Raw genomic sequence first — 22,203 nt, 5'->3', positions numbered from 1 at the left:
TATTTTATATTTATTTTAATAATACCATTTTTTCTACAGCAGTTGCGCTTCCTCTGCACTTGTCCTGATTTTGGCTGCGGGCGAATATTTTAAAAATATAAACACCTTTTGCAACTGTATCTCCGAAGTCATCTTTGCCATCCCATTCAATCGCCGTTCTTGGCGTTCTAAATCCCTGAAAGAAGGGCTCCGCCGTCACCTGTGTGGAAATTGTTTTTACTAATTTTCCTGTTATAGTGAATATCTGCGCATTTACATCCAAAGCATCATTACAATTATGCTCAAACTGAATGTAGGTTTTGTCTGTAAAAGGATTTGGCCAGTTTAGTAATCTTTTTACAACTAAATTTTGGTCTGTCTCGTCTTTTACTATAAAGTTTAACGTTTGCGAAGTCGAATTATTGTTGATGTCCCAAACTTTAAATACCAGCTGATGTGCGCCCGGTGTTAAATTTCTAAAAGGATAAGAAACATTTCCTTTTTGAAAATCTTCTAAAGTTGCATTTACGCAGCCATTTCCTTCACCTGAAAAATAGAAATCGTTCAGAACAGTTGTGTTAATTACCTGTCCGTCAAGAATTACAGTAATATCGTGACCAATGCCAGATCCTGTTGAATTTATTCCTGTGTCGTCATTTACACAAGCTAAAAGAGTAGGATTTTGATTGGTGATTCCACCATCAGCAAAATTGGTGTTATTCATAAACAAATGCACAACTGGCGGAGTCGTATCATTTAAACCATTTGGATTAATATCTCCGATCTGATAGGACTGGTTTACAAAAACATCGAATTTTTTGTTGTCGGCATAAGCTAAAATTCTACCAGTTCCCACAGTGTAATTGATATCTTTAGGAACATAAAATTTCACAGTATAAAGACCGTTTTTAACTTCGCCGGAAGTTTTTACGATCGGACTTCCTTCTTCTGTATAGTCGAGAATCGGCAACAGAAAACCATCATTATTCAGTGTTTTTTTATTTAATCTTTTATCATAAATGTTAATGGAAATTCTTCCTGAGAAAAAGGTGTCAATTGAACCATCTGGTTTATTTACCTTTCCTGTGATGGTAACGAAATCCAGCGCTCGCAATTGTCCGGGAACGGGAGAATCGATCGTTTCTATAGTGACGAGTTTTTTTGGTCTGCTAAGTTTCATCGCAGGATCACCCAGAAAATTTACCTTTAGGTGATTTGAATTTGGTCCCGTGACTCTTTCTGCTTCTAAAAAAGCAGTTCCCAAACTTCTGAAATCATCATTGTCAAGTTTAAAAACCTGATCTACAAATGTTCTGGTAAAATTTATTCCATAATCCACGCCAACAGCGCGACTGGAAGTGATCATCGTTGCAGCTCCTCCGGTTTTAGATTTTATTACCTGTTCTCCGGTCGAATTGGCGGAGGGATCATCCCAAAGTGTAAATTCACAGGTAATTGTTGAAACCAAAGGAAATCGGCTGTAAACTGTATTATAGTTATTAAAATTTTTTACTTCAGTACTTGTTAAAACACGCTCCTGCGACCAGCCATTAATACCGCCATGTCCGAAATAAAATAAAAACAAACTGTTACTTACATCGCTGCTTATTGCCTGATTAACCTGTGGATAACGTTGTCCACCTGCAGAGTTTGTCGCTGGGTATGAGTCAAGATATAATTTGCGGACGTTATATTCAGGTTTATCACTTGCAGTACCTTCAAAATTAAATTTAATGGCATTGTCTGCTGCTGTATGAAAAGCAATTCCACTTGGCGGACTCTCATTTTGAAGATCATCGTCTACTACAAAATCAAGTTTCATGCGCCAGTCGCCGAAAGGTGTGGATTGATTTGGTAGCTGGTTATAATAGGCTAAAGTTTTATCAATTAGTAATTTGGCTTCTGCTGCATTTGCTGCGGGTAACCTGCCAACCGGAAGATCTGAAAGCATACCCTGGATATTACTTGAAGTTTGCGGTGAGGTCATAGTAAAATAATAGTCAGTCACAAAAGATGAGGTAAAGCTTTGGCTATATTCACTTTGGTAACTTGGAATGATATCTGAGTCTGGAAAAAGAATCCCTTTATAATCAAAAGAAGTATCTCCTAAAATCATCAAATATTTTAAACTTCCGTTGGTAGAATTTAATCTTGTGACGAAATCTCTTATTGCTGTGATATCTTTGCTGCCACTGGAAAACTCATTGTAGATCTTGGTTGCATCTACAACAACAGCATTGTAATTATTAATATTTTTATGGTAATCAGCTAATCTCTGAGCTTGTCCCACCATTTCAGGTGATGTCACAATTAAATAATCAATATTACTAAGACCGGAAAGATCTTGTGGAGCGATTTTTCCAACAAAAGCCGGAGTGAAAGCAGCTGAGTTTTTAAATGCAACAAATTCATTATTAAAACCTGAATTGTCCGCGGTGTAACCAAAATTGTAATTGTCGCCGGACGCTTTATTTACTTTCTTTTTTGCATTTGTAACATCAGAAACATCCCAAATGGCTTCGGCAGAGGAAGCGCCGGAAAGTGAAAATCCATAATCAGTATTGCTGTTTTCCTCAATGTCGTATGATCTGAAGTTCATCTGAGAACCATTAAATAAAAGATCCTGTTTGTAAGAAACTTCAGCATAATTTAGATATACAACACCATTCGGATTAGAGCTTATCGTTGGAGAATAATTAAAAGTAATTTGATTTCCCGTGACACCGCTGATATTTCCTAAAAAATCTGCAAAAATATAATCCTGACCACCAGGTGCGAAAGAATAATTATTTTCATTTTGATTATTAATATTTATTTTAATTGAATTTCCCTGAAATTGATAGGGTGCAACTTCTGTTTTATAAGTGATAATATCATCTGCTTTAAGTGGCACCCTGGTTGTAAATGTTACTGATTTATTATTATTAAAAAAATCGCCTAAAAAAACACGTCCAATTTTTAATAGGTTGACTTTTTCTTCATTAAGTACCTGATAATCATCGTAAGTTGATATTAAGTCTGCAGAAAGCGGAGTATCCGAACTCTGAACTCTTTTACCGGGACCAGTATCAAAATTGATAAAATAATAAGAAGCATTTTCATAAATGTTTTTTACGTTAAGACTTCTGTCGGAGCGTGTCTCGGTTCTCCGGTTTGTCGCATCACCGACGGTGCCTTTGAATAAATTAAAGCCATCCGGTCCTTGTGCGTAAAACAATGCGTAATCACCGTCATTCCAGACGCCGTCATTTTCGCCACTAACTTCAATAGCATCTTCCTGCAAAGATTTATAATAATTATCACGGTTATATTCCGGTAAAATTAAACCACCATTACCGTAAATTCGAAAGTTTTTAGGATTAATATCTGCTGGATTAATTCCGTTTGAACGTAAAAATTGGGTTGTGATCTTAAATATCCCTGATTTGTCAACTTTTATTTTATAAAAATTTCCCTGTTTAAGTGGATTATTAGTAGTTCCGGCCCGCTGCGTAAAATTTTGTGTTTGAGGTTTAGTATCTTTTACCAAAGAAAAACCGGCAAGTCTGAAGATCTGATTTTTTTCTGTTTTAAATGCTTCGATTCTTACAGAAGTATAATTCTCGCCATTATTTAAATAAGAACTAACATCAATATGATTTCCGGATTTTACTTCATATTTAGAAATATCGAATAAATCTTTTTCAGAAATCTTTTCCCACTGAAGATTTTCTGCCTTTAAAAGGTCTGCGGATTTTAAATTAACTCTTATAATGACATTTCCTTCTTCAAAATTAAAACCATCATTGGAAAAATGGGGCAGGGTTTTACTTTCAGTTCCATAATCGATTTTCTTTGTGCCATCCCATTTTAAGGAGATATTTTGAGCATTTACAGCAGAAAAAAGACTGCAGAAAATAATAAATAGTAAATTGCGTTTCATAATTGTATATCAATTACAAATTAAACGAAAAAATTAAAATAATCATATGATACAATAAAAATATATTTAACCACGTTTTTCAAAAAACTGAAATCATTAATTGGTTAATTGGAATTTTTATTTTTTCTTTGTATCCTGAAAATATTTAACATTAGTATGAACAAACTCAAGTTGTTTTCTTTATTAACATTATGCGCTGCTTTAATGCTCACAAGTTGTGGCGGAGGCAATTCCAAAAACGGCGGCGGAACAAAACGTTTTACAAGTAAAACAGGCTGGAAACCAAACGACTCTAAAGGTTGGTTTTTTACCGGGAAGCAGCAAAAACAAAAAGGCTGGCCAGGGATGGTTTATGTTGAAGGCGGTACCTTTACGATGGGTTTGGTAAAAGATGATGTAATGCACGACTGGAATAATACGCCACGCAGAATGCAGGTTAGTGCTTTTTTCATGGGTGAAACTGAAATTACCAATTACGAATACAGAGAATACGTTACCTGGTTAAAATTTGTTTTTCCACCTTCTGATCCTAATTACAAAGAAATTTATAAAGGAGCTTTGCCGGATACCTTAGTCTGGAACAATAAATTATCCCGAAATGATTTTGCTGAAACCTATTTCCGTTCCCCGGAATACGATTATTATCCTGTTGTTGGAGTAACATGGTTGCAGGCTTCAAGATATTGCGACTGGTTAACAGAAAGATCAAATGAAAAAGCATTAATTGATAAAGGTGTTATAGCAAAAGATTATTATACGAACGAAGCTAATAATGTTGGTGCAAGCGCTTTCAATATGGATAAGTACAAAGGCAATGATGCAGACCTTGAAGCAATTTTAAATAAAGATAAGCTTAAAAAAGCTACAGGAATTAAAACAACAAATACACGTATTCTTGCGGCAAATAAAAATGCATCTGCAGGTTTAGTTGAAAAATTTAGATTACCAACTGAAGTTGAATGGGAATTTGCAGCTTTAGGCCAGCAAAAAAATAGAGAATATAATCTAGTTAAAGGAAAAGAGCCGCAAATTGATAAAATTAAAGGAAAAAAAGGAAAAAACCGTGGCATGTATCTTGAAAATTTCAAGATGGGACAAGGTGATTATTCCGGTGTTCCTGGATGGAAAAATGATGGTTCGCCTACAACTTCGGACGTTAAACAGTTTCCTTCAAATGATTTAGGTATTTATGGAATGTTTGGCAATGTTTCCGAATGGACTGCCGATGTTTACAGACCAATAATTGATGAAGAGGGAAGTGACTTCAATTATTTCCGTGGAAATGTGACAAGAACTGTGGAGAGAAATGAAGACGGAAGTGTTAAGAAAATTGAGGACAATGCCGTGAAATATGATACACTTTCAGACGGCCGATTGGTTTACAAAGGTTTACCTGGACAATATGCTCGTGAGACAACTTCTGACGACAGAAATTTTAGAGATGGAGATTTTCAGTCATCTTTAGATGCAGGTTATGGAAAAGAGCAGGACAGTGCAAATGCCGCTTTCAGTATGTACAATGGTAATAAGAAAAAATTCATCGTCGACTCAAGAGGACGTGTAATTCTTCAAAAAGATGCCGTTTCCCGAACTACAAAAATTTCTGATGAAGTTCGTGTAGTGAAAGGTGGTTCATGGCTAGATACAGCTTACTGGCTTGATCCTGGTCAAAGAAGATTTAAAGATGAATCCAGATCTTTTGGATGGATTGGTTTCCGCGTTGCGCAGGATGCAAAATCTCAAAGTAAAGGAAGATCTAAAAGATAATTTCATTTAAAAGTATATAAAACCTAAATCATTTGATTTAGGTTTTTTTTTTGTTAAAATTTAAACTTCAAAATTTAAGCGGGTTTATTTTGAATGATTTTGCTATATTTATCTTTTAAAAATAAAATTTATGAGTACAATTCACGTCGTGGCAGATCTTCGTTTTAAAGAAGAAAATTTAGAGGAAGTGATTTCCCTTTTAAAAAAGATGGTCATTGATACAAAAAAGGAGAAAGGATGCCTTAATTATGAATTAGTTCAAGACTTTAATGACAAAAAAGTCTTTTACACCATTGAAGAATGGGAAAGTCAGGAAGATCTAAGTGTACATCTGAATTCTGATGGAGTAAAAAATTTAATGTCAACAGCAGCTCCGTTTTTTCTACAGGAACCTGAAATCCACCAGTGTTCAAAATTATCCTAAAATTTTTAGTTTCTTATAATTAAAAAACTATGAAAAATATTGTTCTTATCGCGCTTTTTTTAGTATTTAATTTTGGAAATGCACAGCAATTTTCGGATTATAAATATGTATATGTTCCAAAAAATTTGAAAGACTTTAAAAATAACAAATACGGATTAAATGCAAGTGTTGTAAAAAGCCTTGAAAAGAAAGGTTACACAGTTATACAAAGTGAACAGAATGAATGGCCGCAGGAATTGAGACAAAATCCGTGCGAGGTTGCAATAGTTAATATATCCGACACTGGTAATTTTTTAAAAAATAAAATTACGTTTGAAGCAAAAGACTGCCATGAAAAGGTCGTTTTATCACAACAGGGCGTTTCCAGTGAAAAAGATTTTGAGATTGGTTTTAAAGAATCTTTGGAGAAAAGTATGGCAAGTATTTCAGCTTCAACACCCACTAAAATTTCAGCAATTTCAAATGAAACTTTACCTGTTGAAAAATCTGTAGAAGTAGTTCAAAAGACAGATTTGCCGAAACCTGTGATTATAGAAAAAGTTAAAATAAATGCTTCAAATAATTTTTCCAACGGCAATTTAACTTTGCAAAAGGTAAATATTAGTAATGATAAATTTATTTTAGTTGAATCAAAGAGCTCGGTTCCGTATGCAACTTTCAGTAAATCGACAAAAAACGATGTATTCCGTGTATTGTTGGCAGATGGAACGCAAACTTTGGGCTATTTTGAAGATGGAAATTATGTAATTGAAATGGTAAATAAAGGCGGAGAATATATTCGGGATATTTTCAAAAAATAATAATTGAACTGATTTTTTGTTTAATTTTTTTTTTTGGAAAAATTTATGGATAAGGTTAAATGTTAGTTAAGATTTTTTTTTATAATGATTTGGCTTGATTTCTGAAAAGATTGTTTGAATCAAATTAAATTTAGAAATTATGAAAACCAAATTATTATCATTAGCAGCAATAGTTTTATTATCAGCAGGATTATCTGCACAAACTGTAAAACAAGAAGTTAAAAAAGATGCAAACGCTGTAGGAAACACAGTTTCTGATGGCGCTGAATGGACAGGTAAAACTGCCACAAAAGGTTATAAAGCAACTAAAAAAGGGGTTAAAAAAAGCACGAAATGGACAAAAAAAGCTGCTAAAAATACCGGACATTGGACGAAGAAAGCGGCAGTGAATACAAAAGATGCAACTGTTGATGCTTATAAAGACACAAAAGATTACGTGAAAAAAGAAATTAAATAGTTTTTGCAAAACATTTAAAATCAAAAATCAACCTAAATTTTAGGTTGTTTTTTTATCCAGTAACAAATAATATTACAATAGGTATAAAAGCAAAGAACGCAGTTATAAAATAAAAAGTTCTTTTTTGTTTTATCATTATTGCCGCAATAATAAATCCGAGAAAGAATACACCATTTATTATCAGATTACTGAATCCCCATAATTGCGTAGCCAACGAACCTGCATAATTATTATCGTAATCAAATGTAATCCATTTGTAAAGGATTAATAAGTTAATACTTATATAAAGTGTAATAATTATTAAATAATTATTGCTGAAATTATTTCTATTCAATTTTTTATTTTTATCTAAGTTCTCACCCATTTCCAGAGTTCCTTCATCGTGGCTTTATTTCCGTACATTAAAATCCCCACTTTATAAACTTTTGCCGCAACATAAACCATCGAAAGGGTAGTAGCCAATAAAATCGCGATCGATAAAATAATTTGCCAAGCCGGAACGCCAAACGGAATTCTTGCAATCATCGCAACTGGCGAAGTAAAAGGGATCATCGACAACCAAAATCCCATCGGTCCATCCGGATTTCCCATAATTGAAAAACTGCCGTACATTCCCAATGTTAAAGGTAAAATTGCGAAAATTGTAAACTGTGAAGTTTCCGTTTCATTATCAACTGCAGAACCGATCGCGGCATAAATTGAACTGTAAAAAATATAACCAAGCAAAAAGAAAATAATAAAAACGCCGATTATTAAACCATAATTCAAATCTAATAATGTGTGAGAAATTTGGGTTGCAATTTGCTGAATATCAAATTTATCCATCATACTTTCGGAACCTTCACCGCCAGGAATTTTCCCTTTTATAGCAGAAAAACCAGTATTTAAAAACAGCGCGCCAATTATCGCCATTGTGATCCAGGCAGAAAACTGAGTGAGTGCGACTAAAGTTACACCGATAATTTTCCCCATCATCAGTTCAAAAGGTTTCACAGAAGAAATGATGATCTCAACAACGCGGTTGTTTTTTTCCTCTAAAACGCTTCGCATTACACGAACGCCGTAAATTAAAATAAACATAAAAGTGGCGTACATTAAAAGCATGCTTAAACCGGATTTTACACCGTAAGTCAGATCAGAATCAGATTTATTATCATCGATCAGATTTTTCGTTTTTAACTCAAAACTTTTATCCAGATTTGTTAATTGTATTTCAGTAATCCCAAGGTTTTTTATTTTCTCTTTTTTGATCAAACCAGAAATATCAGACGCGATGTTCTGTTTCGTGTCAAAACCAATTTTATTATTTAAAAGTAATTGCGTTTCGCTCTCAAATTTTGCATAATCATTATTTTCAAGTTTAGGTAAAATCAAAATTCCATCCGTTCCTTTCATATCTTTCAAGGCAGAAACCAAAGATTTTTCCGCACTTTCTGGGACATAAACATAATTAATATTATCTGTTGATTTTAAATGTTCCGCAAAAATGCCAGTTTTATCTACCACGTCAAAAGTAGATTTCGTTTTGTTGGCTTTAAACATAAAAGCGATTGTTGCCCCAAAAGCAATCATTAGTATTGGCGCCAAAAGTGTCAAAACAACGAATGATTTTTTCTTTACTTGCGTAAGATATTCCCGTTTTGTAATTAATAAAATATTGTTCATCTTCTTAATTTTTTTCACTTACGGCGTTAATAAAAACTTCATTCATACTTGGGATTTTCTCGTCGTAAGTGCGGATCGTGCCACAATTAATTAAATCCAAAAGAATATTTTTTTGCGGAATTTCACTCTTTAAATTAAAAGAAATCAAATCATTTTCATGTAAAATATCCTGAATTTGATATTTATTTTTAAAACTCTCAAAAGCCTCACTTTTAACTTCAGAAATAGTCACTTCAAAAATATTTTTCTTAAATTTTTCCCTCACTTCAAAGACTTTTCCGTCGATGATTTTTTTTGCATTATTTACCAAAGCAACGGCATCACACATTTCCTGCACACTTTCCATTCTATGCGTCGAAAGAATAATCGTTGTTCCTTGTTCCTTTAATTTAATAATCTGATCCTTAATTAAATTGGCATTTACCGGATCAAAACCTGAAAAAGGTTCATCCAAAATTAGCAACTTTGGCTTATGCAAAACCGTCACCACAAACTGTAATTTTTGCGCCATTCCTTTGGAAAGTTCGCTCAGTTTTTTCTTCCACCATTGATCGATCTGCAATTGCTCGAACCAGTATTTTGCCTCTTTCAGCGCGTCATTTCTCGTCATTCCTTTTAGTTCCCCAAAATATAACAATTGATCACCAACCGTCATATTTTTATATAAACCGCGCTCTTCCGGCATATAACCAATTTGGCGAATATGAGAAGGATTAAGCAAAGTTCCGTTAATAAAAACCTCGCCAGAATCGGCTTGCGTAATTTGATTTATAATGCGTATAAAAGTCGTTTTACCCGCACCGTTTGGACCAAGAAGTCCGTAGATAGACGCTTCCGGCACATCAATTGAAAAATCTTCCAGCGCCAGTTTTTTCCCGGCATTATAAGTTTTGGTAACATGTTCCGCTTTAAGCATCGTCAGTTTTGATTTATTAGTATAAAAATAACGTGTAAAGTTACGGATTTTAGAAGGTTTTTTAGAAGCCGGGAACCTGCTTTTCGCTATATCTTTTTTATCTCGATTTTTCAATCGGGACAAAAAAGGATGCCGCTTCAATCAGGGCTGGTTACAAGTTTTTTTAAGAAGGAATTTTGTTTTTTTCAATAAACTTATTCTGCAATTTTGAGAAAAATATCAACGCAACCAAAGCACCGATCAATGCTGAAAACATATCTGTTTGTGTGTCCCAAATATAACCTTGCGTTCCTAAAAAACTATCGCCAGCGTCGCCCGAGAAAATTGAAACCCACCATTCTATAAATTCATAAAAGGCAGAAATTGCCAAAACTATTGAAACAACGATGTAAAACAGCCATCCTTTTCCATTGACAATTTTTTTTCTGATCAAAATTTCTCGTGCAATTAATGCCGGAGAAAAACCTTGAATAAAATGGCCGATCTTATCGTAATTATTTCGCGTTCCACCAAAAATATGACTCATCCAGTCAACTCCGGGAACTTTTGCATAAGTGAAATGCGCGCCAATCAGCAAAATTAAAAAATGAATGAAAATAATGATGTAAACGAAATTCGTGAACTTAAATTTTCTAAAAAATATTAATGCCAAAATTCCAAGAAAAACAGGCGCGGCTTCTAACCACCAGGTGAATGGTTCTGCTGCACCAATGTATGAAACAACAGTAAAAATTATGATTAAAAATAATAAAATTACTCTTAGTTTCATATTTTTTAATTAAAAACTAAACTCCGCATAAAATTCTTCAGTTTCTGCAATAACTTCCACCATTTCTTCCATCGTAAAAACTTCTAAAAATTTCACGCGAAAATCTTTAAAATGGGGAATTCCTCGGAAATAATTACCGTAATGTTGCCGCATTTCTATTAAACCTAATTTTTCACCTTTCCATTCTGTGCTCCATTCTGCGTGTTGGCGAACGGCTTCTAAACGTTGCGAAATTGTTGGTTTTGGTAAATTTTCTCCGGTTTCAAAAAAATGCTTTACTTCATTAAAGATCCAGGGATAGCCGATCGCACCACGACCGATCATAATACCGTCACAGTCGTATTTTTGTTTGTATTCAAGCGCTTTTTCTGGCGTATTGACATCACCGTTCCCGAAAATTGGAATTTCAATGTTGGGATTGTTTTTTACTTTTGAAATATAATTCCAGTCCGCTTCGCCTTTATACATTTGTGCGCGTGTTCTGGCGTGAATGGTCAAGGCTTTTATCCCGGTTTCCTGCAAACGTTCCGCGACTTCCATAATATTGATGGAATCATTATCCCAACCCAATCTTGTTTTTACAGTCACAGGCAAATGTGTAGAATTGACGACGGCTTTTGTAAGGCGGATCATTAGATCAATATCTTTTAAAACGCCAGCTCCGGCGCCTTTACAAACCACCTTTTTTACGGGGCAACCGAAATTAATATCAACGACATCGGGCTGAACGGCTTCCACAATTTTTGCAGAAAGTGCCATTGCTTCTTCATCACCACCGAAAATCTGAATTCCAACCGGACGTTCATAATCAAAAATATCCAGTTTTTTCTTACTTTTCATCGCATCACGGATCAAGCCTTCAGAAGAAATAAATTCTGAATACATCATATCTGCGCCATGCATTTTACACAAACGGCGAAACGGCGGATCTGAAACATCTTCCATTGGTGCAAGAAGCAGGGGAAAGTCGGGGAGTTCTATATTTCCGATTTTTATCATACTGCAAATTTAAGATTAATGTAACAATATAGCAATCTAACAGTTTATCAATTTAAAGTCAATAACTTTTCGCCATATCTGCGGGAATAACCAGGTTCAAATTTGTTGGTTTAAAGTCTTTTACTGGAAGAGATAATTTTAAATCATCACTTTCATAAACAGAAAGAACAGCAATTTTTAAATTTGGGTATTTTTGTTTTAAATACCAGTAAATGCCGCCAAATTCTTTGCTGTGATAATCGCCGTTAAAATGTAGAAAAGTGTAATTTGGTTTTAAATTTTGCGTTATGGATTCTGCCATTGTTGCATCTTTTACCGCTTGTGCTGCGACAAAATTCATGGCTTTATCGCCGGAATGTTCCGCCATCATTTTGTTCATCTCTTCGTAACCCGGCGTTTCTAAAGTTACTAAAATTGGTAATTTGGCGACAAATTTTTTATCATCTTCCGGAAGATCATTTAAACTTTGCAAGCCTTCTTTTGCTACTTTTGATGCATAAATTCTTGGAATATTAGTGGCAATAAAATCCAATTTTTTATCTTTTGCAAAGTCAACTAAAGGTCGATAATCTGTTTCGTAATTATTCCAAAGTCGAACGGAATCTTTTAAGTTTTTTACTAAAATTTTTCCATCTAAATAGTTTTTTAATTGAACTTGGTTATCACGCTCAAACATTTCTGCGCCTAAAATAATTTTTCCATTTTTTTGCTTGTAAAGTTCTTCGGCCACTTTTAATTCCAGCCAATGAATGATCGAATTATTATGGTATTCGCCAAATAAAACCACATCATATTCAGATAAATTTTCAACTAATTTCTCGGTATTAATTTTTTTTCCACCTTGATCATAAAGCTGAAAAGCTTTTAATTCTTGAGATTTTAAAGCAAAAAAACTGCAGATAAATAGTAAAAAGATAAATTTTTTCATGATTTGAGATTAGTGTTTAAATTTTTAAAAACTCGCTTTCACCTGAACACTTCCAATGTGAATAGTTCTTTCGCCGGAATTTCTGCCTTCGTAATTTAAATCTAAATTAATAAAAGAATTGATCGGCTGTTGCAAAAATAAGGACCAAACCTGATTCTTTCCCGGTTTTAAACCATCCAGCATTTGATTGCCGACGATGCTAAAACTGTTTCCACTAAAGTTGTTGTTGATGAATGAAAAATTTGCCCGAAGTGAGGTTTTCCTCCATTGCCATTGCAAAGTTCCTGTGAGATCCAAAGTTTTTAAAGCTTCCGGTCCATCCAGTCTTGTTTTTTGTTTTAGAGACGTATATAATTCAGTTTGAAGGGCATCCGTAAATTTGTAAGTCGCTTTTGGTTTTGTTTCAAAGTTTTCCAGCTGATAATCCCTTGTAATAAATAGTTCTGACAGGTTCTGAATTTTCGCTGTACTATTTTCCCAGTCGATCCGGAAATCTTTATTAAATAAATAACCCACGGTTATTAAATGGGAAACTTGAAGACGCTCTTCGTTGCTAAAATTGGCATTGATTAAATTATCATTTTTAATAAAACGGTAACTGCCGTTCCACCCGGATTTATCCGTGGGATTAAACTGCATCGAACCCAGAAAATTTTGATTTTTTAAGATTTGTCTCGCATTTTTTTCAAACGGATTCAAAACCAAAACCTGATATTCTTTATAAAATGAATTTTCAGATAGGAGCGAAAGATTAAAATTCCAGCGTTTAAGAAACTGATTTTCGGAGTTTAAAATAGCGGATGGATTGACAAATAGCGCAAGCTGCAGCTTGTTTTTATTTGATGGTAAATAAGTTACGGTATTGGTATAAACCCTTATGTACTGCGCAAGATCAGAGTATTCTGCAGTTTCAAATTCATCAATTTGCTGAATGCCGTCACCATTATAATCGGTCCATTTGTAAATGCCCTGTCCATCGGTCACTTTTAAATACTGAAATTCCCGCTGCGCTTCCTGTCCGTTTCCAAGTTCATAAAATGCTTGTAAACGCATTCCGTTATTAAATAATTTTTGATTGTAAAGTAGATTTCCGACTACGAAATCCTGATTTTGCTTATTTTGATTTGTCGGATTTTGATATAAAAATTTACGGTAATGAATTAGCGCACTTAGGCTCGCATTTGGATTCTTAATTATCTCACTTTCAAGCATAAAACCTAATATTTGATTGGTATTTTGAAGTCTGTTATCACGTACAGAATCATTATCCCGAAGATATACTTTTGCCATTAATTTTGTCCGCGTACTGTCACCGATCTTCTTTTGTAAAAAAACTTCTTTCCAACTGTAACTCGTCACATCCAGTTGGTTATCAACATTAAAATTCTTTAGATTATGTTCGAAACTACCGCCAATTCCCCAACTTCCTTTGTTTGTGAGGTATTCTGATAAAATTTTGCCTCGGGAAAAGTTCGTATTTTGCGTTAATGCCTTTGTATCAAGATAAGAAACGGAACCTGTGGTTAAAGTTTTTCCTGTTTTAAAACCGAAATCCAGATCATTTTTTATACCTGTATAATTATTTTTTTCATCTAAATAATTATGTTTATAATTAAAGAAAGACTGCGTTCCGAACTGGTTTAAAAAACTAAATATCAGTCTGTTTTGTGTGATCTGGTTAAATTCTTGCTGCAGATTAAAATCCCTTGAAAACTCAACATCATTTATCCTGTCCAAAATACGAAAACGGGAATCAATATGCTGAAATTCTAAACTTGGTGTGCCACTCCAGTTATTTTTTCTAAAAGTTTTGTAACCAAAAATCCTTCCTGCGTAACCGATATTTTCTGTGTTGTTTTTAGATGAAAATAAATTAACATCATAATTGCTCAACGAAAAATCTGCACCTATTTTACCGTTATCACCCAATTTATATTCTGCATTACCAGAAAGAACCTGAGATTTGACCGGCGCAGGTAGTTTTCGGACGGCTCTGTAATTTCCTAAATTTTGACCGACATATTCAAAAACACGCCCGTTATTTGTAGTCTGAATAATATTGTAATCGCCCAGATTTTCTCCAAAAAAAGTAAACGCGACCTGATAAAGTGTTTGTGTTTTATCTGTAGAAAACTGGTAATAATTTCCTGCACCGCCTGAAATTAACTGGTATAAAATCTTATTAACATCATATTCCGTTACAACGCCCGAGGGCGCGAACATCAAATCGGGATTATTACCCGCATTTACCAAAATCTGTTCATCTTCCTTGCTTAAATTAAGTGCAAGCGGTGCATTTTTATTGTCATTTTCCAAAAACCAATTGAATCCCAATTTCAACTTTTCTCTTTCATGCTGAACATATCCCGTTACTAAAAAACGTGTGTAATTTCGGTTAGTATAATTATAAGAAATAGTGATAAAGTTTTGCTTAAAAATTGGGCGGTAGCTGGTAAAAGTTAATTCTCCCGTATTGTAATTGATAATATAATCCTGGTTTTCTCCGCGTTTCATTAAAATTCCGTCGATAAAAACCTGTTCAGAACCGGAAAGAATTGTGATGAATTGTTCACCATTTTTACCAGTCAGTCTATACGGTCCCTGATTTCCTTCGATTCCCTGAAAACGGATCCGGTAAAATTCGCTGCGCGCAATGCCGGCGGAAAAATCTAAATAGGTTTTGTTTTCGGTCCCGAGTTGGGTTTGAAACTGTAAGCCTAAAGATTTACGCTGATATCTCCCAAAATAAGTTTTATCATCAATTAAGTCAACATGTCCGGCGCGTAGAATTGAGTTTTTCTTAATATTTAACTGGATGTAAATTTTATCAAATTCTTCCAGCGTTTGTGTGTAACCATCTGCTTGAATCCGTAAATTATGATCAGAAATACTCGCTAAAACAGAAACATCTTTTGACAGTTGTCCGGAAATCTGAAGATCAAGTGAAGATTGCACAGATTGTCCCTGGTTATTTCCAAAAGTAATTCCGCGGATAATTGAACCATTGGAATTGATGTTTCCAAAACCTGAATTTTTTGGATTTTTTACTAAAACATCCTCATCTACCACGATATTATTTTTAGTTTTAATAAAATCTAAAGTATCTTTTGTAAAATAATCTTTATTTAATTTTTGTGAAATTACACTGTCTCTGGAAATAGAATCGTTTTTAATATTGGGGTTTTTCCACGAAAATATCTGGGAAGATCCTAAGGAAAATCCTGAAATTATAAAGAAAAAGAAAAGAAATTTTTTGATCAAAAAAATATAATTAAAGTTGCTAAAGTATAAAATTTAGCGTCTTTAGTTATTAACTCAAATTTAATATTAAAATTATTTATCTATTGTTAATTTAACTAAATTTGCTATATAATATTAACCTTTTAAAATTTTATTTTATGAAAAAACTTTATTCTTTAATTGCAGCAATTGTATTTGCTGGACTTGTAAATTCACAAATTTTTAATGCAAATTTTGACGATTTAGCCGGGACAGGCGGAAATGACGGAGCATTTTCTGGAAATGTTGGCACGAGCTCATTATCTACTTACACTTCAGCAGGTTGGGCGTTTGCAGCATCAGGTGGAGCAAGTAAATGTGTGAAATCTGGAAGTGGAGGTGCTGCTGGATCCATTAGTACACCAGCTTTAAGCTCGTTATCAGGAAGTGCTACTCTAACTTTTCGCGCAGCATCTTTTGGTACAGACAATACCACTTTAACTGTTTCTATTAGTGGTGGAGGAACTTTAAGCTCAACTACATTTACATTAACTAATGGAGCTTTCTCCTCGTTTACTACTGATATTACTGGTGGTACAGTAAATTCCAAAATTACTTTCTCTTCATCTGCAGGTGGAAAGCGATTTTTTCTTGATGATGTACTGATTTCATCTGCAACTCTTGCCGTAGGTGATCTAAAATCTGCAAAAGTAAGTTTGGTGAAAAACACTTCTGTAAAAGATGCAATTCAGTTTGGTGCTAAAGCAGATGTTCAAATTTACAATATGAATGGACAGATTGTAAAATCAGCTTCTGTTAGTGAAAATACAATCTTAAATGTATCTTCTTTAAACAAAGGAATCTACATCGTAACAGGTGTTGTAAATGGTGAGAAAGTATCTCAAAAAATCATTAAAGATTAAGAAATTATTATTTAAAAACTGTTTTACATTCTAAAACAGTTTTTTTAACTTTGACTCAATAAATAAATTAACAATTAAAATTTTTGAAATGAAAAAAATCTTTACAATTTTATCTTTAATCGCTTTAACGGGTGTTGCTACGGCGCAAACAACTTTTACAGCACTATACGATTTTAATGAAGCGCCAAATACCGATTTTGGAGATCAGACAGCAGGAACAACTAATTTATTTAGTATTTCAGGATTCACAGCTTCAACTGCGCTTACTCCAACAACAACAGCAAACAGATTTGCGTGGACCAACCCAAGCTTAGATGCTACGATCGACACCAGCAAATATTTTGAAGTAACAATTACTCCAAGTTCAGGAAATTCTTTGTCGATATCTTCAATTACTTTCAGAGCTCAAAGATCTTCAACAGGGCCAAGAAACTTTGTTGTTCGCTCAAGTGCTGATTCTTATGCTGCAAACTTACCGGCTTCCGTAGATGCAAATCCAAATTTAGAAATACAGACACCAAACCAGTTCTTTTTTGTTATTGATCAGTCAGGCGGAGAGTCAGGATGTAAAATTACACCTTCTGCTCTTACCAATATCAAAACACCGATCACTTTTAGATTTTATTTTTATGCCGCTGAGGCTGCAACAGGAACTTTTAGTGTGGATGATGTTTTGATCTCAGGAACAACAGTTTCTAACTTAGCCGTTTCTGATGTTAACAAAAGTAAATCTGCTTTGGTAAAAAATACTAATGTTTCAAACACAATTAGTTTTGCTGCTAAAACTGATGTTCAGATCTTGAATATGACCGGTCAGGTTGTAAAATCAGCTTCTGTTACTGAAAGTACACCTTTAAATGTTTCTTCTTTATCTAAAGGAATTTACATTGTAACAGGTGTTGTTGACGGACAAAAAGTTTCTCAAAAAATCATTAAAAACTAAGCGAATTTTTTTTAATTCTTAATTTAAACTGTTTCTATTTGGGAACAGTTTTTTTATGTAATTTAGTATTAACAAAAATTTAATAAAATGAAAAAGATCTTTACGATTTTATCTTTAAGTTTCATCACATTTGCCAGTGCGCAAACAAATGCCTTTAAAGGCGCTGATTTTGATAATTTTGCAGACTTCACAGCAAGTTTAAACAAATATGGCTTAAAAGATTACGCCAGACAAGGTGTAGGCGAAGGGATAAACTCAAGCGGTGATCTAAAAATTATAGGAAATCCTGCAGGGAACGATTATATTTTCACTGCAAAAGCAACTGAAACTCTACCTGCAAAAATTAAAGAAATTACCTTTATGCTAAAGGGTTCCGCCGCAAAATCTTTATCTGTAAATGTTTACAAAACAGATGGCACTTTTTATAAATTTAATTTGGGCGATGTTCGAAAAGATATGACTGTGCAGGATAGCGAAACAAATAGTTACACCGGAACCATTTTTACAAAAGATAAATTTGTGAAAATTACTTTGGATTGTTCCAAACTTACTGATATCAACACCAATGCTGCATCAAATTTCTTTGCCGTAAAAGTGGGAAAAGGCGCCGATTACAATTTGGATATTGATGACGTAAAAGTAATTGCAGGAAATTAAAACGTATTTATTTTAAAATTTTAAAGCCTGAAAATTTATTTTCAGGCTTTTTCTAATACCAACCGCGACGGAAATAATTAGTCACCGCCGCAAAATTTAAAATTAAAGTAAAACGAATTCTTCTGCCGTAATCTTTAAAAGAAGGCTCAAATCCTAAAGAAGACTGGATAGGAAAATAAACCTCCAGGAAATCCGGAATTATTTTCAGTTTTACGCCACTGTCCCAAATAAATTCCGCTTTTTGAAATTTATTTTTGTAAATACCTGCATCTGCATAAATATTAAACATTTTCCAGATATGAGAATCAACATTTGTACTGGCAATGTATTGATTTACAGTGTTTCCGATATAAGATTTAAAACCACCATCTGCCAAAATATACTGTTGTGAAAGCAATCCTGTTGTAGCACTTTGTCCCAATAAACCGTATGAAAAAGAATAATTTGAAACCCGTGAAATACCGTAGTCAAACAAATTATTTCTGGTAGAATTGTTTAAAAAATAACCTGCAAAAAGCCGGAAACTTATCTTTTTATTATGTGCATATTCCCAACGGTAGAAGCCTTCAGCGGATATTTTCTGGAAATCTTTCATCGTCTGAATGTTTCCACTCACATATTTCTCGTGGATCAGTTTGCTATCGCCGTAGCTGTATCCCAAACTAAAAAGATCATATTGATTATAATCGTTAGATTTTAATCTTCTCGGATCAAGATCTTTATTATAATAGGAATAAGAAATTCCTAAACTTCTGCCCACTGTGCTTCTGGGGTTTTTTGTAAAATTTAAACTTGCAAAAGCAGAATATTTTTGATAAGCGAGATTATAATCATAATGAAAATAAGAGCCAGAAACACCAAACGTCAGATTTTGATAAAAACTTTCCGGTGGTAAAAAGCTATAAGAAACCGCACCAGAACCGGTAATTTCGTTGGTTCCTGTACTGTAATAAGGGGTAAAGGAATAAATAAATGGTTGGTCAAAAAGTGATTTATTTTTAAAATTTAAGCCTAAAAGAACTTTATCATACGCATTAAAAGTAGCTTTTGGATTAAGATAGATCTCATTGTATTCCGGATTTGGAATGTCCTGCAAAAATTTAAATTTGATTTTCTTCATATTAGAAAACAGCCCTTTTGTGTAAATATAATTATCACGGTAACTGCTTTCAGGGAAAACATAATCATCATTTATTGTTATTTTTTCAGCATTTTGTTGCGGAATATTGTATTGAATATCCGTTTTTTGCGCTGAGGTATCATAAAAATAAACCTTTTTTTCACCTTCATTTGTTTCGGTTTCCAGTTTAAAAGGTAACGGAAGGTCTGTGTTTTTTTTAATCCGGATCTGGAAATTGTCGCCGGCTTTTGTATAGCTTTTAAGATTAAAATTATCTCTGTTTTTGTGCTGGAAATATTTTTCTAAAAAAGACGAACTGTATTCCGATTTTACCGCCAATTGGTCCAGGAAATCTTTTGTGTCAACTTTTTGATTTAGATTTTTAGCAAAATAATCCTTCAAAAAACCATCGAAATTCTCACTTCCCATTTTTTGACCAATAAAATCAAACAAACTTCCCGTTTCAAAACTACTGATTGCCATTTCATTAAAATTACTGAGATCGCTGTATTTTGAATCAATTTTTTGATCCAGGTTTTTTGTTAGAATATAATGATAGGCGAGACCGTAGCGGTCTGTTAGTTTAAGATCAGAAGCATAAAATAATTTTAAAGGTTTAAACTTAAAAATTTTTAAATCTTCCGGAAGTTGTCCTAAAAGTTTCGTATTTTCATAATAGGTGTGAAGATATTCAATTTCTAAATAGGTTTTTAACCCATTTTTAAACCAATGGTCTTTTATCTTTTCTGTTATGAAGCTTTGCTCTAAAATATTTTTTGAAATGATACTAAAATAGTCCAGATCTGTTTTTTGTGCATCCGTAAAAAGCTGGTATTTAAATTTCCAGAATTTTATATCATCATTGCCAAAAAAGTTTTCCTTCCTGCGAAATTTTTCCCCGATAAAAATATTTGAAGGTAGGAAACCAACTTTGTCTTTTATAAACTTAAGTTGAAGAGGCAGAAAAAATTCTAAATTTTCCTGTTCTTCCGGTGAAATTGGATAGCCTAATTTTATCGAAATTTTCTGATTATCGATATTAAAAATAAATGGATCTGACAGTTTTTTTAGACTTAAAAGAATTTCAGGATCTCCGGATAATTTTCCGCTGAAGTTATTGTTGTCAATTTTCTTCAGATTACTTTGAGAAGAAAAATATTGTGGATAATTTAAGCTAATATTCCAAAAAGTACCGGCATTTTGCGTTTCCTCCACATCCTGAAAATATTTGGAATATTGTTCTTTTTCTTCAAAACTGTCTGGGACAATAAAGAAATATTTTAATGAAATCTCATCCAGTTCGGAGCCATATTCCGTGAATTTTTTCACCGGTAAATACAAAGTGTAATCTAGATCAATCTTCAAAGATTTTCCTGCTTCCAGAGGAGATTTTAAGTCTAAATAAATATTTTCTTCCTCAAGATTTGAGACGTTTAATGAATTGCTTTCAATAAGAATTTTTAGATTTGTAAGTTGACCAAGATCTTCTTTTTTAGCAAAGTATATTTCGCTTTTTCTGTCGTCCAGTTTTCTTTTAGCTAAAGGAGATTTGCTGTTTTGATAGGCGGCGATCCAGTTTAAAAGTTTTATTTTAGAAATACTTTCATCCAGATCATTACGATAAATAATGGATTGCTTTACATCTAAAGTTCTCAGATCGGATTGCAAAGTCGCCTTTATGGCAATAGAATCCTGCTGTGACAGAACTGTCGCATAGCCAAAAAAAACGAAAAATAAAAAGCTGAATTTTTGCATTTGCATTTATTGATCTCAAATATAATTGTTCTATAACAAAAAATTGAATGTTTGGTAATAATTTTCTACCTTTAATTTTAAATACGTTTTTACATTGAAAATCAGATTTTTAAAACTGTTATTTATTTTATTCCTGTCAATTTCATCTACTATAATCGCGCAGGTCGAGGAAAAAACGGAGCTTTTAAATATCGAAGCTGGTAAATCGACAGTTAGAACGAGATTTTCTCCGCCGCGTAATTACAAATGGCAAGTTGAAACACCGAATTCGTTCGGCGATTATTTGGTTAATTTTCCACTCTATCCTAAAGATTTTCCGGTTCGCGATTTTAATGAAATTCCGATTGCTAAACAATATAACCATGCAGCTATTTTAAAAATTGATGTTGGTGAAAAAGATTTGCAGCAATGCGCCGATGCCTGGATTCGGCTTTATGCAGAATATCTGTTTGCTCAGAAAAAATTTGAAAAAATTGGTTTTCATTTTACCAGCGGACAATTTTTAACCTGGAAAGACTACGAAAAAGGAATTAGAACGGAAGAAGTAAAAGATCGCGTAAAATTTATTAAAGCTGCAAAATCTGACAGTTCTTATGAGAATTTTCGTGATTATTTAGACTTGATTTTCAGATATGCGGGCACGATTTCCCTTAATAAAGAAAGTGAGCAAATTACCAATAATGAAGATGTAAAAGTGGGCGATTTCCTTATAAAACCGGGAAGTCCGGGACATTCTGTGATCATTGTCGGAATCTCAAAAAATATTTCTGGACAAAAATTATATCTTTTAGCGGAAAGTTTTATGCCTGCGCAGGATATTCACATTTTAATAAATCCTGTCAATAAAAAAATATCGCCGTGGTATGAATTGGACGTTAATTCTGCACAGACCATTACTGCTAAATATATTTTTAAACCAACTTCGATTAAAAGGTTTAAGGGTAAATTTTAATATTAATT

The 22,203-nt window shown here is 33.5% G+C and carries 16 protein-coding genes; 8 read left to right on the top strand and 8 right to left on the bottom strand.

What is annotated here, in order from left to right:
* Positions 1 to 10: 10 nt before the first annotated feature.
* Entirely contained in the window at positions 11 to 3,901 is a 3,891-nt protein-coding gene (porU, locus tag BM238_RS05715; protein WP_090079253.1) for a type IX secretion system sortase PorU, read from the bottom strand.
* A gap of 156 nt (positions 3,902 to 4,057) precedes the next feature.
* Between porU and gldJ the strand changes: the two genes are divergently transcribed.
* The 4 genes from gldJ (at position 4,058) to BM238_RS05695 (ending at position 7,349) form a co-directional block, all read left to right on the top strand.
* Positions 4,058 to 5,668, top strand: coding sequence for a gliding motility lipoprotein GldJ (gene gldJ / locus BM238_RS05710; protein ID WP_090079252.1), 1,611 nt, complete (start codon positions 4,058 to 4,060; stop codon positions 5,666 to 5,668).
* 130 nt (positions 5,669 to 5,798) lie between these two features.
* Positions 5,799 to 6,092: a putative quinol monooxygenase gene (locus BM238_RS05705; protein WP_090079251.1), complete on the top strand. Its 294-nt coding sequence runs from the start codon at positions 5,799 to 5,801 to the stop codon at positions 6,090 to 6,092.
* Between the two features lie 29 nt (positions 6,093 to 6,121).
* On the top strand, positions 6,122 to 6,892 hold the full coding sequence (locus BM238_RS05700; RefSeq protein WP_090079250.1) for a hypothetical protein: 771 nt from the start codon (positions 6,122 to 6,124) through the stop codon (positions 6,890 to 6,892).
* Positions 6,893 to 7,031: 139 nt separating this feature from the next.
* Complete coding sequence (locus BM238_RS05695; RefSeq protein ID WP_090079249.1) at positions 7,032 to 7,349, top strand: hypothetical protein; 318 nt, start codon at positions 7,032 to 7,034, stop codon at positions 7,347 to 7,349.
* Positions 7,350 to 7,697: 348 nt separating this feature from the next.
* Here BM238_RS05695 and BM238_RS05685 read toward each other — a convergent pair whose 3' ends face one another.
* The 6 genes from BM238_RS05685 to BM238_RS05660 form a co-directional block, all read right to left on the bottom strand.
* Positions 7,698 to 9,014 (bottom strand): ABC transporter permease, encoded by a 1,317-nt coding sequence (locus BM238_RS05685; protein ID WP_090079742.1) that lies wholly within the window; start codon positions 9,012 to 9,014, stop codon positions 7,698 to 7,700.
* A 4-nt stretch (positions 9,015 to 9,018) separates the two neighbouring features.
* Positions 9,019 to 9,930, bottom strand: a complete 912-nt coding sequence (locus BM238_RS05680) for an ABC transporter ATP-binding protein (protein WP_090079247.1) — start codon at positions 9,928 to 9,930, stop codon at positions 9,019 to 9,021.
* Positions 9,931 to 10,093: 163 nt separating this feature from the next.
* Positions 10,094 to 10,699, bottom strand: a complete 606-nt coding sequence (locus BM238_RS05675; RefSeq protein WP_090079246.1) for a DUF2238 domain-containing protein — start codon at positions 10,697 to 10,699, stop codon at positions 10,094 to 10,096.
* Positions 10,700 to 10,708: 9 nt separating this feature from the next.
* Positions 10,709 to 11,698 (bottom strand): tRNA dihydrouridine synthase DusB, encoded by a 990-nt coding sequence (dusB, locus tag BM238_RS05670; RefSeq protein WP_090079245.1) that lies wholly within the window; start codon positions 11,696 to 11,698, stop codon positions 10,709 to 10,711.
* A gap of 58 nt (positions 11,699 to 11,756) precedes the next feature.
* Positions 11,757 to 12,626: a ChaN family lipoprotein gene (locus tag BM238_RS05665; RefSeq protein ID WP_090079244.1), complete on the bottom strand. Its 870-nt coding sequence runs from the start codon at positions 12,624 to 12,626 to the stop codon at positions 11,757 to 11,759.
* Between the two features lie 24 nt (positions 12,627 to 12,650).
* Positions 12,651 to 15,887, bottom strand: a complete 3,237-nt coding sequence (locus BM238_RS05660; protein WP_233741923.1) for a hypothetical protein — start codon at positions 15,885 to 15,887, stop codon at positions 12,651 to 12,653.
* Positions 15,888 to 16,024: 137 nt separating this feature from the next.
* Between BM238_RS05660 and BM238_RS05655 the strand changes: the two genes are divergently transcribed.
* From BM238_RS05655 to BM238_RS05645, 3 genes are all read left to right on the top strand, one after another.
* On the top strand, positions 16,025 to 16,768 hold the full coding sequence (locus tag BM238_RS05655; protein ID WP_090079243.1) for a T9SS-dependent surface endonuclease, AS87_RS02955 family: 744 nt from the start codon (positions 16,025 to 16,027) through the stop codon (positions 16,766 to 16,768).
* Positions 16,769 to 16,856: 88 nt separating this feature from the next.
* Positions 16,857 to 17,711, top strand: a complete 855-nt coding sequence (locus BM238_RS05650) for a T9SS type A sorting domain-containing protein (RefSeq protein ID WP_090079242.1) — start codon at positions 16,857 to 16,859, stop codon at positions 17,709 to 17,711.
* Between the two features lie 87 nt (positions 17,712 to 17,798).
* A complete protein-coding gene (locus tag BM238_RS05645) occupies positions 17,799 to 18,368 on the top strand; it encodes a hypothetical protein (protein WP_090079241.1) in 570 nt (189 codons plus the stop codon).
* A gap of 52 nt (positions 18,369 to 18,420) precedes the next feature.
* On the opposite strand, the gene BM238_RS05640 is transcribed toward BM238_RS05645, so the two are convergent.
* Positions 18,421 to 21,243 (bottom strand): gluzincin family metallopeptidase, encoded by a 2,823-nt coding sequence (locus tag BM238_RS05640; RefSeq protein WP_090079739.1) that lies wholly within the window; start codon positions 21,241 to 21,243, stop codon positions 18,421 to 18,423.
* Positions 21,244 to 21,337: 94 nt separating this feature from the next.
* On the opposite strand from BM238_RS05640, the gene BM238_RS05635 reads away from it, so the two are divergent.
* Entirely contained in the window at positions 21,338 to 22,195 is an 858-nt protein-coding gene (locus BM238_RS05635; protein ID WP_090079240.1) for a DUF4846 domain-containing protein, read from the top strand.
* Positions 22,196 to 22,203 lie beyond the last annotated feature (8 nt).

The organism is Halpernia frigidisoli (assembly GCF_900113805.1).
In the GTDB taxonomy this organism is placed as follows: Bacteria; Bacteroidota; Bacteroidia; order Flavobacteriales; family Weeksellaceae; genus Halpernia; species Halpernia frigidisoli.
This window is presented reverse-complemented; position numbering and strand designations above follow the sequence as displayed.

Excerpts from the sequence above, each read along its gene's own strand:
- gldJ (WP_090079252.1), top strand. The coding sequence starts at position 4,058 with ATGAACAAACTCAAGTTGTTTTCTTTATTAACATTATGCGCTGCTTTA.
- BM238_RS05655 (WP_090079243.1), top strand. The coding sequence starts at position 16,025 with ATGAAAAAACTTTATTCTTTAATTGCAGCAATTGTATTTGCTGGACTT.
- BM238_RS05705 (WP_090079251.1), top strand. The coding sequence starts at position 5,799 with ATGAGTACAATTCACGTCGTGGCAGATCTTCGTTTTAAAGAAGAAAAT.
- BM238_RS05700 (WP_090079250.1), top strand. The coding sequence starts at position 6,122 with ATGAAAAATATTGTTCTTATCGCGCTTTTTTTAGTATTTAATTTTGGA.
- dusB (WP_090079245.1), bottom strand. The coding sequence starts at position 11,698 with ATGATAAAAATCGGAAATATAGAACTCCCCGACTTTCCCCTGCTTCTT.
- BM238_RS05650 (WP_090079242.1), top strand. The coding sequence starts at position 16,857 with ATGAAAAAAATCTTTACAATTTTATCTTTAATCGCTTTAACGGGTGTT.
- BM238_RS05695 (WP_090079249.1), top strand. The coding sequence starts at position 7,032 with ATGAAAACCAAATTATTATCATTAGCAGCAATAGTTTTATTATCAGCA.
- BM238_RS05685 (WP_090079742.1), bottom strand. The coding sequence starts at position 9,014 with ATGAACAATATTTTATTAATTACAAAACGGGAATATCTTACGCAAGTA.
- BM238_RS05640 (WP_090079739.1), bottom strand. The coding sequence starts at position 21,243 with ATGCAAAAATTCAGCTTTTTATTTTTCGTTTTTTTTGGCTATGCGACA.
- BM238_RS05680 (WP_090079247.1), bottom strand. The coding sequence starts at position 9,930 with ATGCTTAAAGCGGAACATGTTACCAAAACTTATAATGCCGGGAAAAAA.
- porU (WP_090079253.1), bottom strand. The coding sequence starts at position 3,901 with ATGAAACGCAATTTACTATTTATTATTTTCTGCAGTCTTTTTTCTGCT.
- BM238_RS05675 (WP_090079246.1), bottom strand. The coding sequence starts at position 10,699 with ATGAAACTAAGAGTAATTTTATTATTTTTAATCATAATTTTTACTGTT.
- BM238_RS05645 (WP_090079241.1), top strand. The coding sequence starts at position 17,799 with ATGAAAAAGATCTTTACGATTTTATCTTTAAGTTTCATCACATTTGCC.
- BM238_RS05665 (WP_090079244.1), bottom strand. The coding sequence starts at position 12,626 with ATGAAAAAATTTATCTTTTTACTATTTATCTGCAGTTTTTTTGCTTTA.